The organism is Streptosporangium sp. NBC_01469, from assembly GCF_036227305.1.
Lineage (GTDB): Bacteria > Actinomycetota > Actinomycetes > Streptosporangiales > Streptosporangiaceae > Streptosporangium.
In genome coordinates this window covers 2,429,213-2,441,980 of sequence record NZ_CP109465.1, presented here as the reverse complement: position 1 = coordinate 2,441,980, position 12,768 = coordinate 2,429,213, and the positions used below count along the sequence as shown (strand labels likewise).

Here is a 12,768-nt window from a genome sequence, read left to right as displayed (position 1 = left end):
GATACTGCGGCTCGGCCTCGCCCAAGTACCACGCCTGCTGCAAATCGCAGATAACACCCGCGAGCGATTGAAAGAGGCCCATCAGATGCAATGGCTTGGCGAAGTCGCAGCACTCGAAGAGAGCCTCTACCATATCGCGGATAAGAAACAACAGGCCGACCGTCTACGGCAACAGGCCGGCAACGGCGATACCTGGGACAGCCCACCCGGTTAATCAAGAGGCCGGAGCGTCGGCAGAGGTGACACAATCGCGTCCATGGCTGATGGAGCGCCGTCGAGACAGACGCTCAGTGCGCTTACGCGCTACACCGCCGTCAGCCGCCAGGTGTTCGACGGCCAGGACCTAACCTCGCTACAGGCGATGCACCTGTGGTTCAAGCGGTGTTCCTTCGTCGGAGCCGACCTTCGTCATGCCACCCTGGATGGCTGCTCCTTCATACTGTGCGACCTGCGGGGCGCCGATCTGCGAGGCGCATCGCTGAGGGACGTGAGCTGGGCCGGATGTGATCTCCGGGACGCTGATCTGCGCGACACCAACCTGACTGCAGGGCAGTTAGGGCTGGTCAACACCGGTGCGCCACCGCACGGCCTGACCGACGTCACCGGCGCCAGGTTCGACGACGCCATCACCAATGATCTTCAGATCGACCAGGTCATCGGCTGGGCCCGGTAACCACCCAAGCGCTTCGACGAGCATCACGCCAGACCTGCCAGGAACTACACGCCGGTCCAGCTGAGATCCTGGTCGGCGTGCTCTCGCTGAAGATGAACGATGTGGCGGTCAAGACCCTTGGTGTCCTGACGGGACTCGGTGGGGTGGAGCCGCCCGGAGGCCTGGCGCCGGGCCTGCAAGAATGGGTGGCCCGCGGTATCACCCATCATGGGGAAGTGCTGACCTGGGCCGACTCCACCGGGGCTGAAAATGCACGGTTGTTCCTCGACGATCTCAACCGGTGGGAATGCGACGACAGTTCCTTCCACCTGGAGGACTTCGTCCCGGTGGATGCCACGACCGTCGACGACGCTCCAGTGATCACCGAGGATGACCAGCGGATCCTGCTCCTGCATGCGGTCGCGTTCGCGCTGGAGTTCTCCAAGCTCGTCTACGCCCTCGAACCGCTCACTCCGGTGCGCTGCATCATCTCGGCGGGCGATACCAACGCAACGTTCAGGTTCCACCAGATCCGCCCAGACCAAGGCTGGTACACGCACCTGGATCGCTTCCGCCAGGAGAAAATGATCGTTCTGGACGTCGAGCCCTTCCAAGGATGAGGCCCGCGAGATTCCTCGCTCTGGGTTAGTGCAGAAGGGTCTTCCTCTCCTGCGGTCAGGAGGCGTTCTTCGAGGGCCATGTCCACGTGCTGGGCGTGCTGGGCGTGCTGGGCGTGCTGGGCAGGGTGCCCTTCGGCAAGATCCGCTACGACAACCTCAAAGCCGCGGTCGCCCAGATCCTGGGATTCTCGCGCCAGCGGGTGGAGAACGAACGCTGGACCGCGTTTCGCTCCCACTACGGCATCGAGAGCTTCTACTGCCGCCCGGACATCGAGGGCGCGCGAGGACGCCGCCCCCAGGGCCCGCCGTTGTGGGGGACGTTGGGGGCGACGTGTGTTCATCGATCCTGCATTGGTCAGAAGCCGGGCGGCCGGGTCGCGTCCAGGCCTGGCACGACGCGTAGAACGATCACGCCATCGTTGTAGGTTTCAGCCGACGAGACCGACCATCTGGGATCGATGCTGGAAGCAGGCACGTTCTGCTCCGTGTGGCCGCCCCGGCCCCCATTCCGCGCCGGCCAGTCGAGCTCATAGGCCACCTTCAAGTCATGCTTGCGTACGACGCTCACCGCCTGTTCGACGGAACGTCCCTGGATCTTGACACCCGCCAGCGCCTCACCTGGCCAGCTCGCGTCGGCGCGGAAGGCGTACTTTTCGCCGGGCTTCGCGGGACGGCCCAGGAAGAACTGCGCGGGCCCATTGATGTCCGCGGCGACGCGGAAGGCCTTCAGGCATCCTTCGACACGCTCGGCGCAATCGAACACGGTCGCCGACGCGCCCCCCTCGAGGTCGGGCCTGTCGAACCCGAAGACAGGTCCTCGCTCCTGCGGCGACACGGGGATCAGCTTCACTGTGACCTTGTCCAGACCGACCGAGTGGAAGGCCTTCTCCAGCTCGGCGGGGGTGGGATCACCGTCGGTGATGTAGAAGACGTACCCGTCGCCGTCACGGTCGATCGTCACGGCCTGACTGGCATACACCCGCTCGGACGCCCCGATCAGGGACGGCCCGACGACCAGGGCTCCCGCCAGGACGGCGCTCGCGGCCACGCCGAGCAGGACGCGGCGAGGAGAGGGCATGCGTCGTCGCTGGGCCGGAGCCTGCTCCAGCAGGACGATCTCCGCCAGCAGCGCGTCCGCCTCAGCGGAGAATGCCCGGCCGGCCAGGTCCTCGTCCAGCACCTTTGCCCGGTTCTTGAGGATCTGATTGTTCATCGTGACTCCTTCTCGACGAGAGGCCGCGTTTCGAGACAGGCCGATGGGCGGATCTGCTGCAGGGCCTTGGTGAAGCGCTTGCGGGCCCGGTACAGGCGGGTGCGGGCGGCGGTTCGTGAGCAGCCCAGCACCTCGGCGATCTGTCCGGGGTCGAGATCCTCCCAGACGGCCAGGGTCAGCAGCTCGCGATCATCGTCCGAAAGCGTGTCCAGGGCCTGGCCCACCTCGTCAGGCCCGCTCAGGGGGAAGGCCGGAGGGTAGAGAAGCTCGGCCTGGGCCGTGAGCTCGGCATGCCGGGTGGCTCTGCGTCGCTCGCCACGACGGTGGTTGGCCAGGACCCGTCGAGCCACGCCGTACAACCAGAGCCTGCCGGCCTCGCCGTGCGGGAGCTCATCCATCCGCCGCCAGGCGATCACATAGGTCTCGGCCACGACATCGGCCGCGTCCTCGGCGCAGGAACAGCGCCGCATGGCGTAACCGAGGATCTGCTCGTACGTTCGCCGGTACACGGCCTCGAACCGAGACCGGTTGTCTGTTTCATCCACGCGTCATCCTCGTCAGACCTTCCGAACGCTCAGGGGGTTTCAATCCCTACGTGTCCGCGAGCGATCGCAGAATTACCGGCCAATACGACTCACGCTCTGCCACTACTTCATCACGAGCGGATCAGAGCCAGAAAGGTCGGTTCTTCGGTGACATCCTCGGGGCGTACGGGCTGGTCGGGCTCGTGCTCGTCGGGTTCATCCGGCGCGAGGACAAGGTCGTGCTACGGGCCGCCGCCGTAGGGCTGGTACTGCACGTCGTGATCCTGTTCGGCTTCGGACTGCTCACCATCTCCGCGCCCAAGGGCGACACGCCCGCCGCCATGGCGGACCCGATCGAGGCGACCGTGATGCGGCTCATCGGCTGGTCCGGAATGACGCCCACCTACTTCGCCGCCGGCGTCGTGCCGGCCTTCCTGTTCGGGATCTGGGCGGCAAGACGCCGCCTGCTGGAAGACCCCATCTCCCACCGGGACCTGCTCTCCCGGGTCGCCGTCCTGGGCACCGGACCGGCCCTCGCCGGCGCGGTGCCGCTGATGCTGATCGACACCCGCATCTGGACGCCATCGGACATGGTCGCCGTGTCGATGTACGCACTGCACAGCGTGACCGGCATCGCCGGCGGACTCGCGTACGCGGCCATCATCGGACTCGCCGTCGGCCGGATGCGGCGCGGCCATCCCGGCCCGGTCGTCAGGGCCCTGGCCGCGTGCGGCCAATGGTCGCTGACCTGCTACCTCCTCCAGTCAGTGATCTTCGTAACGGAAGTCGAATCGTTCACCATAGGAATCGACACGACCTCGGTCAAACCCAGGTTTGCGCCGAGTCCGAGCGGCGCACCCGACATCACCCCGAATTCCGAGGCTGAGGATCAAGGTAGCTCGCGGCCTGGAGGGTGAAAAGCTCGGCGTAGCGCCCTTCCGCGGACATCAGCTGGTCGTGCGTGCCGTGCTCGGCCACCTGGCCGCCATCGAGTACGTAGATGTAATCGGCCATCCGTACGGTGGCGAAGCGGTGAGAGATGAGCAGCACCGTGCGCCCGGCCAACAGGGTGCGCAGTTGCTCGAAGAGCAGGTGTTCGGCCCGAGCGTCGAGGGCGGCGGTGGGCTCGTCCAGAATGATGAACGGGGCCTCCCGGAAGAAGGCGCGCGCTAGGGCGACACGCTGCCACTGCCCGCCGGATAGGTCGATGCCGCCGACGAACTCGGGTCCCAGTAGCGACTCATATCCCTGGGACAGCGCGGTGAGGAGGTCGTGGGCACCGGCCGCCCTGGCCGCCTGCATCACGGCGGCACGATCGTCGGCCCTCTCCCAGCGGCCCATCCCGACGTTGTCGGCGGCCGAGAGCAGGTAGCGCTGGAAGTCCTGGAACAGTACCGTGATCGAATGGCGCAGCCGATCTGGATCGGCTGCGGTCACATCGACGTCGTCGTACAGGATCCGCCCGGCCTGCGGCCGATAGAGGTGCGACAGCAGTTTTGCCAAGGTGGTCTTCCCCGAGCCGTTCTCACCGACCAGGGCGACGACCTGGCCTGCGCCGATCTCCATGCTGACATCCCGCAGCACTGGGTGCTGGCTCGATGGGTAGCGGAAAGTCAGGTTCTCGACCCTGAGCCGCTGAAAACCGACCGGCTCCGGACGTGCCTGCGGGGACGGCGGTGACGTCGAGGCCCGCGGGGCCTTCCCGGGTCGCGGAAGCTCCGGCGGCCGCGGGGGCGGTGCTGACCCGGGAGCCAACGCGACGAATCCCTGCAGATCCTGTAGGAACGGAGCAGCCTCGAAGAGCTGATCGGTGCCTGCGGCAGCGGCGCGCAGCCGTACGCCGAGCAACAGGACCGCCGTGGCGGCGGCACCGGCGTCGGCGACGGCCATCCCACCTGTCACGGCCATCGCCAGCACCAGGCCCAGAACCGATCCCAGCGCGACGCCGCTGGTGAGGCGGGCCAGTATGGTGATCCGCAACCGCCGCCGCGCGGTCACCCTGATCTCGGCCAGGCGCTCGTCGGTGCGCCGCTCCCACCGTGCTCGCAGGTAACCGGCGAGGCCGAAGGCACGGATCTCCTTCGCGGCACGGCGGGTGGTCAGGACGTCGAGCAGGTAGCTGCGTTCGCGTTCGGCGGGCGTGAGCCGAAACAGCGTGTCGAAGAGCACCCGCCCGCTACTGAGGCCCGCGAACCACAGCGGCACCCCGGCCAGGAGGGTGGCCGGGACCAGCAGGGGCTCGATGGCGGCCAGGGCGAGCGCGATCCCCACGGTGCTCATGACCGCGCTGGTCAGCGCGCCGAGTCCCTGGGTGAGCTGGTGCGGACGGATCCGGGCGCTCATCGAGGCGCGTTCCAGCCGGTTGTGAAACTCGGGGCGCTCGAACTGCTCCAGCTCGATGGTGCAGGCGACGTCCAGGACGCGTCCCAGGGCGTAGCGGTTCAGCTGCTCGCTGAGAACGTCGTCGCGGGAGGCCGCCACGGCGGTGGCGAGGCCGATGACGCCGAGCAGGCCGAGGATCAGCGCGCCCTGTAGCAGCATCTCGGCCAGTGACGATCCGGCTCCCGCCACCAGGATCCCGTCCAGCAGGTCACGGCCACCGAGGATGGGCAACACCAGACCGAGTCCGCCAACCGCCTGCAGCGCTGTGATCAGGAGGAACTCACGACGAGCCGCGGCCAAGGTGAGCCTGAGCGCGCCGCCCAGGAGCCCGGGGAGCCGCCGCATTTCGACCTGCGGCGGCTCCGTGAACTCGGCCACGGTGACCGGTGAGAGCGAGGGATCGCTCATTCAGTAGCCGACCTGCTTCACCTCGCCGCGCTGGAAAGGCCCTCCCTCCATCAGGAGGTCGGATATGCAGTCGCTCATCGGTAGTCCCAGGTCATTCTGCATCCACATGAACTGGCCGGTGGGATTGGCCTCCAGGAAGACGTATTCACCATCCGGTGTGACGATGAAATCCAGTGCGCCGTAGACGATCCCGAGTTCTTCCAACAATGCCTGTGTCTGCTTGACGATCTGCTCGGGAAGCGGCTGATAGTCGCCGTAGTGCATTTGATCCTGCTCGGCCCGCCAGTCGACCTGGGTCGCCTCACGGCGCTGCGAGTCGATCGTCACGGGGAAATAGGTGTTCCCGATGACGGTGAGCCGCACCTCGTACGCCTTTTCGATGTACTCCTGGAACTGGCACATCGTGTGGCGCACCCGGCCCAGATGCTCCTGGATCTCATCCCCGACCACGGTGGTGAGCAATCCGGACGGAAAGGCGCCGGGATAGTGGATCACACCTCCGCTCAAGGATTTGTAGACCAGTTTCCCTTCACCTCCTTCCAGCACCCTGGCGACCTCGTCAGGGTCGTTGGTCAGCAGTGTCCGGGGAACCCGCATTCCGAACTTCTTCGCCGTCGCGAGTTGGTACGGCTTGAGATCGGCGACCGCGTCGATATCGGGACGGTTGATCCACAGGCAGTCGGTCGCGCGGAGGATCCCGCCGACGCCGTGCAGCGCCTCGTAGCGGGCGAACTGCCGCTCAGCCTCCCCCATCTCGTCACCGAACTCGAACGCGGTGGGCCGGCGGTACCAGACGCCGGATATCGCGCTGAGGTCGAGTTCGCTGTCGCGGTGTCTGAGTACCTGCCGCCCGCCCCCGAAGTCGGAGGTGGTGAGACTGAGCGTCTGTGGAAAGTAGCTGGTGTCGACTCGGACGACCCTTGCGCCTTTTGACTTCAGGCTCCGGACGACCGGGTCGACGGTGGGATCGAAGTCCTGCGTGAGTATCAGGACCTCAGGTGATCGTGCGACCATGTCTCAGGCGCAAATGTCGTCGAGGGTCTTGTCGAACGGCGGGCTGTAATATGATCTGGTGTACGAGCTGTATCCGGCCGTGATGTCCCCCTCCGGGGCAACCCAGGTCTGGGATTCGGGATCGTAGTAACCGGCCTGGGGGTCAGGGCCGTCGACGAAGGCCGGATTCCACGGCTCGGCGTAGGCGTAGGCGAACGGCCGCTCGTCGCCCTCGGATCCCGGTATCAATGACAGGTCGATGTTGGCGTGGTCCGGTGACAGGAAGGGACGGCTGGTACGGAGCGGGGGCGGCGTGATGACGTTAGACATGGATTACCTTTTTCTTACTGCGGGGATTTTATTTCTAATGTGGTTGGTTCGGTGATCCCACTGAGCCCTGAAACCTCGCCGGAGAAGGACCAGACCAGATGGGTCGCGTCGTAATGGCCGGCGGCCAGCCTCAGTTCGTTTTCCGGCTCGAACTCGGAGCCGATTTCGTATAGATAAGCGAGCGGCGCCGCACTGCTCACCCTGCAGCGCGCACGCGACCCCGTAGGCTTGGCAGGGACGACGAGATAGCCGCCGTGTAACTCTGGGTGGTCGAGCCGTAGAAACGTCGGCCAGCGATACGGTTCGTCTCCCCGTTGGATCACGCCTCCCGAAGATCACTGATCTTTCCTGAAAAAAGATGACACGGACCATGTGTGCCTGTCAACGGCTATCAGGTCTTCCAGATGGGTGATTGTGTGATGTCCGGATTGGTGGCCATGTGATGTCCCGGCGGGTGGTCAGCTCAAGGGGATCACCCCCTTGCCTGCGAGGGCTTCGGTCCCGCTCGGGATCAGTGACCTGGCTCGTGCCGCTCGCTCCACACTCGCCCGCGGGGTCGAGCTGATGGACACGCAACTCGAAACCACTCTCGACGAGCTCGTCGACGCCGTAGGTGACAAGAAGCCCGACGTCCTCGGCATATCTGCCGCATCCGGCCAGCACGATCTAACGACTGCCCTGCTCAACGCCGTCGCTGACCAGGTGCCCGTCGTCCTGTTCCAGTCCCCGCCCATCGAACCGTGCACGCTTCGGCCGCACCGTCATCAGGAACGAAGTCCCGGACCGTCGATCGCCCCCGACCATGCACGGGGATCAACCGTCATCAGGCGATCGTAGGGCGGTACCGGCTTCCAGGCTCAGGGTTGGACTGGTGTCGCGTCAGCCAACGTTTGCCCCATCGGCTTTGCAGCCGTCGTCCTGGTGGCGATGACCGCTCAAGTCGGGCATGCTGATCAGGTGGTAGACGCTGCCATAACCTGCACTGTTCGAACTGCTTTCCCGGAGGACTTACCAGCGGTCCTGCGGGTTCACGCCCAACGTGACTCTGGCGATGACGGTCCCGGCCCTATTTCGGATCTCGAACGGCAAACCTGGATGCGGATGATGAGGTCCGTCGACCTCACCGTCTATCTTGCTGAGGTTGACGGGCAGGTGGTCGGGACTGCGACGATGATGACGATGCCGAACCTGACCTACGGCTGTGCCCCGACCGCGTTTGTCGAGGCAGTCGTGATTGCCGCCGACCATCGCCGCAAAGGTATAGCCACCGCGATCATGCACCGGCTCCTCAGCGACGCTCGATCCGCCAACTGCAACAAGGTCCAACTCCTGTCTCACAAGCGCCACGCCACCGATGGCGCCCATCGCCTCTATACCTCGCTGGGCTTCGAGCCGGAAGCAGAAGGATTCCGGCTCTATCTCCAGCAGGTTCCCGCCGCCGTTCGAGCCGCCAAGGTGAGATAGCACCGAGATCGGCATTCAAGGATGCGGCACTCGATGTCCCCGATGGTGACGACAAAGCAAATCTGTGCGCCAATGAGGCAGACCTTGATCCATAAAAAATTAATTCGGCAATGATCTGTGGCGGCGTCCTGTGGCGGCCTGGCGGGATCTCCTTGGTGCCGTCTTCAGTTCCTGATCGTTGAGCATCCGGCGGGTTTGATCAATCGGTGAGAAGTGCTACGGCATCCGGGGTGAGACGGCCAAGGGTTCCGTCGGGGCGCATCAGGTTACGGCAGCCGTCAAGCTCGACGTACGCCCGTGTGTGATGGCCGGGGTCCAGTACTGCGAATCGGGTGTGGTCGCTCGGGCAGTCGGTCGCCGGCGCGGTATCCAGGGCGGTGAGCAGAGAGCGCAGGCGGTCACCCTTGAGGATGTGCGAGGACTCGAACCTCCCTGTGAGCGTGTTCGAGGTCTTGGCCCTGCCGGAGATCTTCTCCGCGATACGAAAGACGCACACCCGCAGACCCGTCGGCGGGGGATTCCAGATCCGCGCGGCTGCCCCTGGCCGTCCCAGACGGTAGATCAAGTCGCTGTACTCGTCACCGCAGCCGGCCCGGAAGGCTTTTTCGCTCTCAACTCTGCGAATGGGCGTCTGCTTGTCGACCCGGTACGACAGACGACGGATGGCGTCCAGGACGGACTTGAACGGCCCACCGCACACGCTGGTTGGCGCATCGGGCAGCACCGCCCTGCCGGAGGAGTCCACCACGACGAAGTAGTCGACCACGATGCCCACCATCAGGCAGTTCTGGCTGAATATCGACTTTTCGGAGGGGCGGCGCAACTCACTCATCAGCTCGCTCGCCGGACCGTCGGCGTGCTCCTCGACCACGATTTCCCAACGTCCTTTGCCGGGCAGATAGCGGGATTCCCATCGGCAGCGGATGACCTGGACCGGGACGAAGCCGTCGGGAAGCACCTGGCGCGGCATGGAGAGCAGATCCGGGCTTGACATCTTCGGGCAGGAAGCGGCGACGACATGATCCAACTGCTCGGTCCTGCCTTCCGAACGGTCACACCCGGTGAGGGCGACGATGAAGAGCAGAACGAGAACTACCCGAAAAGATCGCATCCCACTAGGACGTGTCGCCCGTGCTCTCCGGTTCATCGAGGAAGGCGATCGGGGACAAGATTTCGTGGGCAAACCTGATAAGACCACCTTCGGTATTCAGGGGTGGGGCCCGATCCTTCCAAGTTGAGAAGAACATGGGTTTGATTCTCTTCGACGAATGTCTGCAGTGACTCTGTCCCGATGCCCGTGTACGTCGGGGATGTGGAGCGGTAACTTCGCTGGTGACTACCAACGAAGAGCGGTCGCGGTGGATCGTGCACGGGGAACGGCTGATCTATGACAACCGGTGGATCCGGTTGGGGCTCGTCGATGTGGCGATCCCGGATGGGAAGCGGTTCGAGCATCACGCGGTGCATCCGGATCGGGCGGCGATCGCCGTGGTGGTCGACGAGCAGAACCGGGTGCTGATGATGTGACGGCACCGGTTCCTGTTCGACCGATGGGGCTGCGAGCTTCCCGGGCGGCCTGGTCGATGCCGGTGAGGACGCCATTTCACGCCACCGTGGATCTGGCCGGTTCGGTGCGTTTCGAGCGGCGGGAATCGTGAGTGAGCATTTCTCCCGACGGGGCGTGTCATGTCTGTCCGAGCATCTCGTGCCGGCTGCTCCGGGATGCATGCCTTTGGCCTGGCATAGGTCGCGGCGTTTCGGGCGGGTTCGGGTGGTGGCCTGGACCTGTCATGAGCATCGGGTGACGTTTTACGAATTGTGCGATGCGGGCGGGTTGTCGTTCATTCGTAAGACGGTTCAGGACAAAGGGAAGGTGACCGTGTTTCACAGTGACGCGTGGTCGCCTGCTCAGGCGCGGGTGGTGTGGATCAGAGTTCTGGCAGGGCTGGCCCGATAGTTGTTTCCTGCTGTCGCGGGTCCTGACAGGGCTGCTCTTAGCCGGTACTGTACTTGTGCAGACAAGTGGAAGAGTGATCGGGCGGTCAAGATGAGCAAGGATTTCGCCCCTCCGAAGTATGCCCAGGTGATGGGCACGATTCAGGAGCGCATCGAGGCCGGGCAGTACGCGGCCGGTGACATGCTGCCCTCGGAGACGCAGCTCGTCCGCGAGTTCGGCGTAGGTCGCACAACGGTGGTGCGGGCGCTTCAGACGCTGGCCATGCAGGGCTGGATCGAGCGTGAGCACGGCCGCGGCTCGTTCGTGAAGGGCCGTCCCGAGAGTGCCGTCGATCGCATCCGGCCGGGGCTGGCCGTGGCCGAGCAGGCCGAGAGCGGTGACATGGTCACCGACGTCGCCCGTGTTCCGGCTCCTCGCCACATTGCCCGCCTTCTCGGCGTTGAGGACAAGACCCCAGTCATCTCGCGTCGACGAGTGGCCAAACAGGGTGGTCGGCTGTCTGCGGTGGAAACTCTGTGGTTCCCGTTGGAGATCGCATTGGGCACCGACGTCGACAAGCCCGAACCGCTCGCGCGCGGGGTGCGCCATCACCTCCAGGCGGTGAAGCATCTGCGCTTCGATCACGTCACCGAGCGGCTGACCGCGCGCAACCCCACCAGGGAAGAGGCCGAGCTGCTCGGCTCTTCGAAGCCCGTCATGGGTGTGCTGGCCAGCGTGCATGATGCTGCCGGGGCCGTGCTCCTGGTGATGAGCGTGGCGCTCCCCGGTGACCTTCACGAACTCCAGGACGTCTACCCGGTGAGCTAACTAGGCGTTGCGCCAGACATCCGTGACGCAGGAAGCCTCGAAGTGCCACCAACCGTCTTCCTCGCCACGCGTCAGTAGCGCCTTTATCCGGCCGAGTTCCGCGCGGGCCGGCACGTTGAAGGCGACCAGCGGCAGTTCCTTACTGAAGACCTCTCCCCCCAGGCCGAACGGCGCCAACCGCTCATGCACGGCCTCGGCGCTTGCCCCAAGTGGACCGCTGGGAACAGGCAGGACCCGAACGGTGCAGTTTCCCAACGCTTCCACCCGCTCCGTGGACCAGTGAAGGCCGTCGGCATCGGTAACGAACCGCACGACATCTCCCTCGGCCACCCCCTCCTGTAGGAAGGGGACGTTGTCCAGGCGCGCGGTGTCCTCGCCGAGCCGCGTGGCCCAGATCCCCTCGGTGCTGTAGGGAAGCCAGCCCTCACGTGGCACGAACCGGAACCAGACCTTGATCCGGTAGTTCTCGGTAGTGCCGTACTCCGGCGAAGTCATGGAGGCCATGACCGACATGATCGCGCATTCTCCTTGAGCACCGAGCACTGCTAAGACGCCCGAGAGAGTGAGCCGGACACTCAGCCATGCTGCGAAAAGCAACTTCATGTGCCGGTTGGCTCCGACGCCGCTCAGCGATCAAGCAGCCCAGAGATGCTGGCGAGTTCGAGCGCCACTCTGTGGGGCTTGCGAACAGATGAGGAGGTCGCTTTGTGCGGCTGATGATTTGTGGCCACATCCATACGACTGCCGAGCAGAGGAGGCTGGAAGTCCTCTGCGTGCCTGTATGGCTTCCACACAACCAGCAGTGTGAAGGCCAGAAGGAGCGCGAGGCTCTGGGTCAGCACGATTTCCCTGCGACGATACTTCCAGGCGACTGCGGCGGTCAGCGCCAGAATCACGACCACGGCTGCCAACAGCGGGTACGCAACAGTGTTGCGAACCTGCATCTCCGCCAACCACTCCGCACGGGTCGGTTCCCCTCCGGCGCAAAAGACGCTGTCCCCATCGCAGAGCACTCCGCGGCGCCGAACACGCCCCAAGATCCAATCAGCTGCGGTGAAAAGCACCCCGTCTCCCAGCAAGACAGCAACGGCGATCATGGCCCGTCTGAGTACCGGGCTCGTCTCCACCTGTTGATCGGTCACTCGTGGATCGTACGAGTTATCTGTCGAGCAGTGCCCTGTTGATCGATTCCTCAGTGGCGTCTGGACACATCGGTACCGATTTCAGCCTGATCAGGGCAGCGTCCGGATGCGTTGACAGGTACTGCTGACCCTCGGCTCCCAGCCACTCTTCAATTCAATCACTTGTGCGGACAAGTTACTGTAAGCTATCTTCAACTCAGTCGGACAAGTGAATGACCGATTGTAGGTCGATCTCTCCAGCATCGCCCGCAAACGTGCGGTCTTCTACAACATCCT

Annotated in this window: 15 protein-coding genes; 7 read left to right on the top strand and 8 right to left on the bottom strand. The window is 64.6% G+C overall.

The features are described from left to right. The first annotated feature begins 256 nt into the window (after positions 1-256). On the top strand, positions 257-673 hold the full coding sequence (locus tag OG587_RS11160; protein ID WP_329089398.1) for a pentapeptide repeat-containing protein: 417 nt from the start codon (positions 257-259) through the stop codon (positions 671-673). Between the two features lie 77 nt (positions 674-750). Beyond that, on the top strand, positions 751-1,272 hold the full coding sequence (locus OG587_RS11155) for a hypothetical protein (RefSeq protein ID WP_329089396.1): 522 nt from the start codon (positions 751-753) through the stop codon (positions 1,270-1,272). A 355-nt stretch (positions 1,273-1,627) separates the two neighbouring features. Here OG587_RS11155 and OG587_RS11150 read toward each other — a convergent pair whose 3' ends face one another. After that, positions 1,628-2,485 (bottom strand): hypothetical protein, encoded by an 858-nt coding sequence (locus OG587_RS11150; RefSeq protein WP_329089394.1) that lies wholly within the window; start codon positions 2,483-2,485, stop codon positions 1,628-1,630. Next, on the bottom strand, positions 2,482-3,030 hold the full coding sequence (locus tag OG587_RS11145) for an RNA polymerase sigma factor (RefSeq protein ID WP_329089392.1): 549 nt from the start codon (positions 3,028-3,030) through the stop codon (positions 2,482-2,484). Before OG587_RS11145 ends, OG587_RS11150 begins: the two co-directional genes overlap by 4 nt. Positions 3,031-3,080: 50 nt before the next feature. Here OG587_RS11145 and OG587_RS11140 point away from each other — a divergent pair, with 50 nt between their 5' ends. Next, positions 3,081-3,926 carry a DUF418 domain-containing protein gene (locus OG587_RS11140; protein WP_329089390.1) on the top strand — a complete coding sequence of 282 codons (846 nt, stop codon included), beginning with the start codon at positions 3,081-3,083 and terminating at the stop codon, positions 3,924-3,926. Here the strand turns inward: OG587_RS11140 and OG587_RS11135 are convergent. The 3 genes from OG587_RS11135 to OG587_RS11125 are packed head-to-tail and all read right to left on the bottom strand — an operon-like array spanning position 3,874 to position 7,122. Then, positions 3,874-5,799, bottom strand: coding sequence for an ABC transporter ATP-binding protein (locus tag OG587_RS11135; RefSeq protein ID WP_329089388.1), 1,926 nt, complete (start codon positions 5,797-5,799; stop codon positions 3,874-3,876). The genes OG587_RS11140 and OG587_RS11135 overlap by 53 nt on opposite strands. Then, entirely contained in the window at positions 5,800-6,813 is a 1,014-nt protein-coding gene (locus OG587_RS11130) for an MvdC/MvdD family ATP grasp protein (protein ID WP_329089386.1), read from the bottom strand. It abuts the gene before it with no gap. Between the two features lie 3 nt (positions 6,814-6,816). Further along, positions 6,817-7,122, bottom strand: a complete 306-nt coding sequence (locus tag OG587_RS11125) for a hypothetical protein (RefSeq protein ID WP_329089383.1) — start codon at positions 7,120-7,122, stop codon at positions 6,817-6,819. Positions 7,123-7,686: 564 nt separating this feature from the next. On the opposite strand from OG587_RS11125, the gene OG587_RS11120 reads away from it, so the two are divergent. Both OG587_RS11120 and OG587_RS11115 read left to right on the top strand, forming a co-directional pair. Beyond that, on the top strand, positions 7,687-7,959 hold the full coding sequence (locus OG587_RS11120; RefSeq protein WP_329089381.1) for a hypothetical protein: 273 nt from the start codon (positions 7,687-7,689) through the stop codon (positions 7,957-7,959). A gap of 90 nt (positions 7,960-8,049) precedes the next feature. Next, complete coding sequence (locus OG587_RS11115) at positions 8,050-8,586, top strand: GNAT family N-acetyltransferase (protein WP_329089379.1); 537 nt, start codon at positions 8,050-8,052, stop codon at positions 8,584-8,586. Positions 8,587-8,785: 199 nt separating this feature from the next. On the opposite strand, the gene OG587_RS11110 is transcribed toward OG587_RS11115, so the two are convergent. After that, positions 8,786-9,613, bottom strand: a complete 828-nt coding sequence (locus OG587_RS11110; RefSeq protein ID WP_329089377.1) for a hypothetical protein — start codon at positions 9,611-9,613, stop codon at positions 8,786-8,788. A gap of 305 nt (positions 9,614-9,918) precedes the next feature. On the opposite strand from OG587_RS11110, the gene OG587_RS11105 reads away from it, so the two are divergent. Together OG587_RS11105 and OG587_RS11100 are read left to right on the top strand one after the other, a co-directional pair. Next, positions 9,919-10,113 (top strand): hypothetical protein, encoded by a 195-nt coding sequence (locus OG587_RS11105; protein ID WP_329089374.1) that lies wholly within the window; start codon positions 9,919-9,921, stop codon positions 10,111-10,113. 520 nt (positions 10,114-10,633) lie between these two features. Then, positions 10,634-11,350, top strand: coding sequence for a GntR family transcriptional regulator (locus tag OG587_RS11100; RefSeq protein ID WP_329089372.1), 717 nt, complete (start codon positions 10,634-10,636; stop codon positions 11,348-11,350). Here the strand turns inward: OG587_RS11100 and OG587_RS11095 are convergent, their stop codons facing one another. Together OG587_RS11095 and OG587_RS11090 are read right to left on the bottom strand one after the other, a co-directional pair. Beyond that, positions 11,351-11,863, bottom strand: coding sequence for a DUF4265 domain-containing protein (locus OG587_RS11095; RefSeq protein WP_329089371.1), 513 nt, complete (start codon positions 11,861-11,863; stop codon positions 11,351-11,353). Between the two features lie 113 nt (positions 11,864-11,976). After that, positions 11,977-12,492 carry a hypothetical protein gene (locus tag OG587_RS11090; protein WP_329089368.1) on the bottom strand — a complete coding sequence of 172 codons (516 nt, stop codon included), beginning with the start codon at positions 12,490-12,492 and terminating at the stop codon, positions 11,977-11,979. Positions 12,493-12,768: the final 276 nt, after the last annotated feature.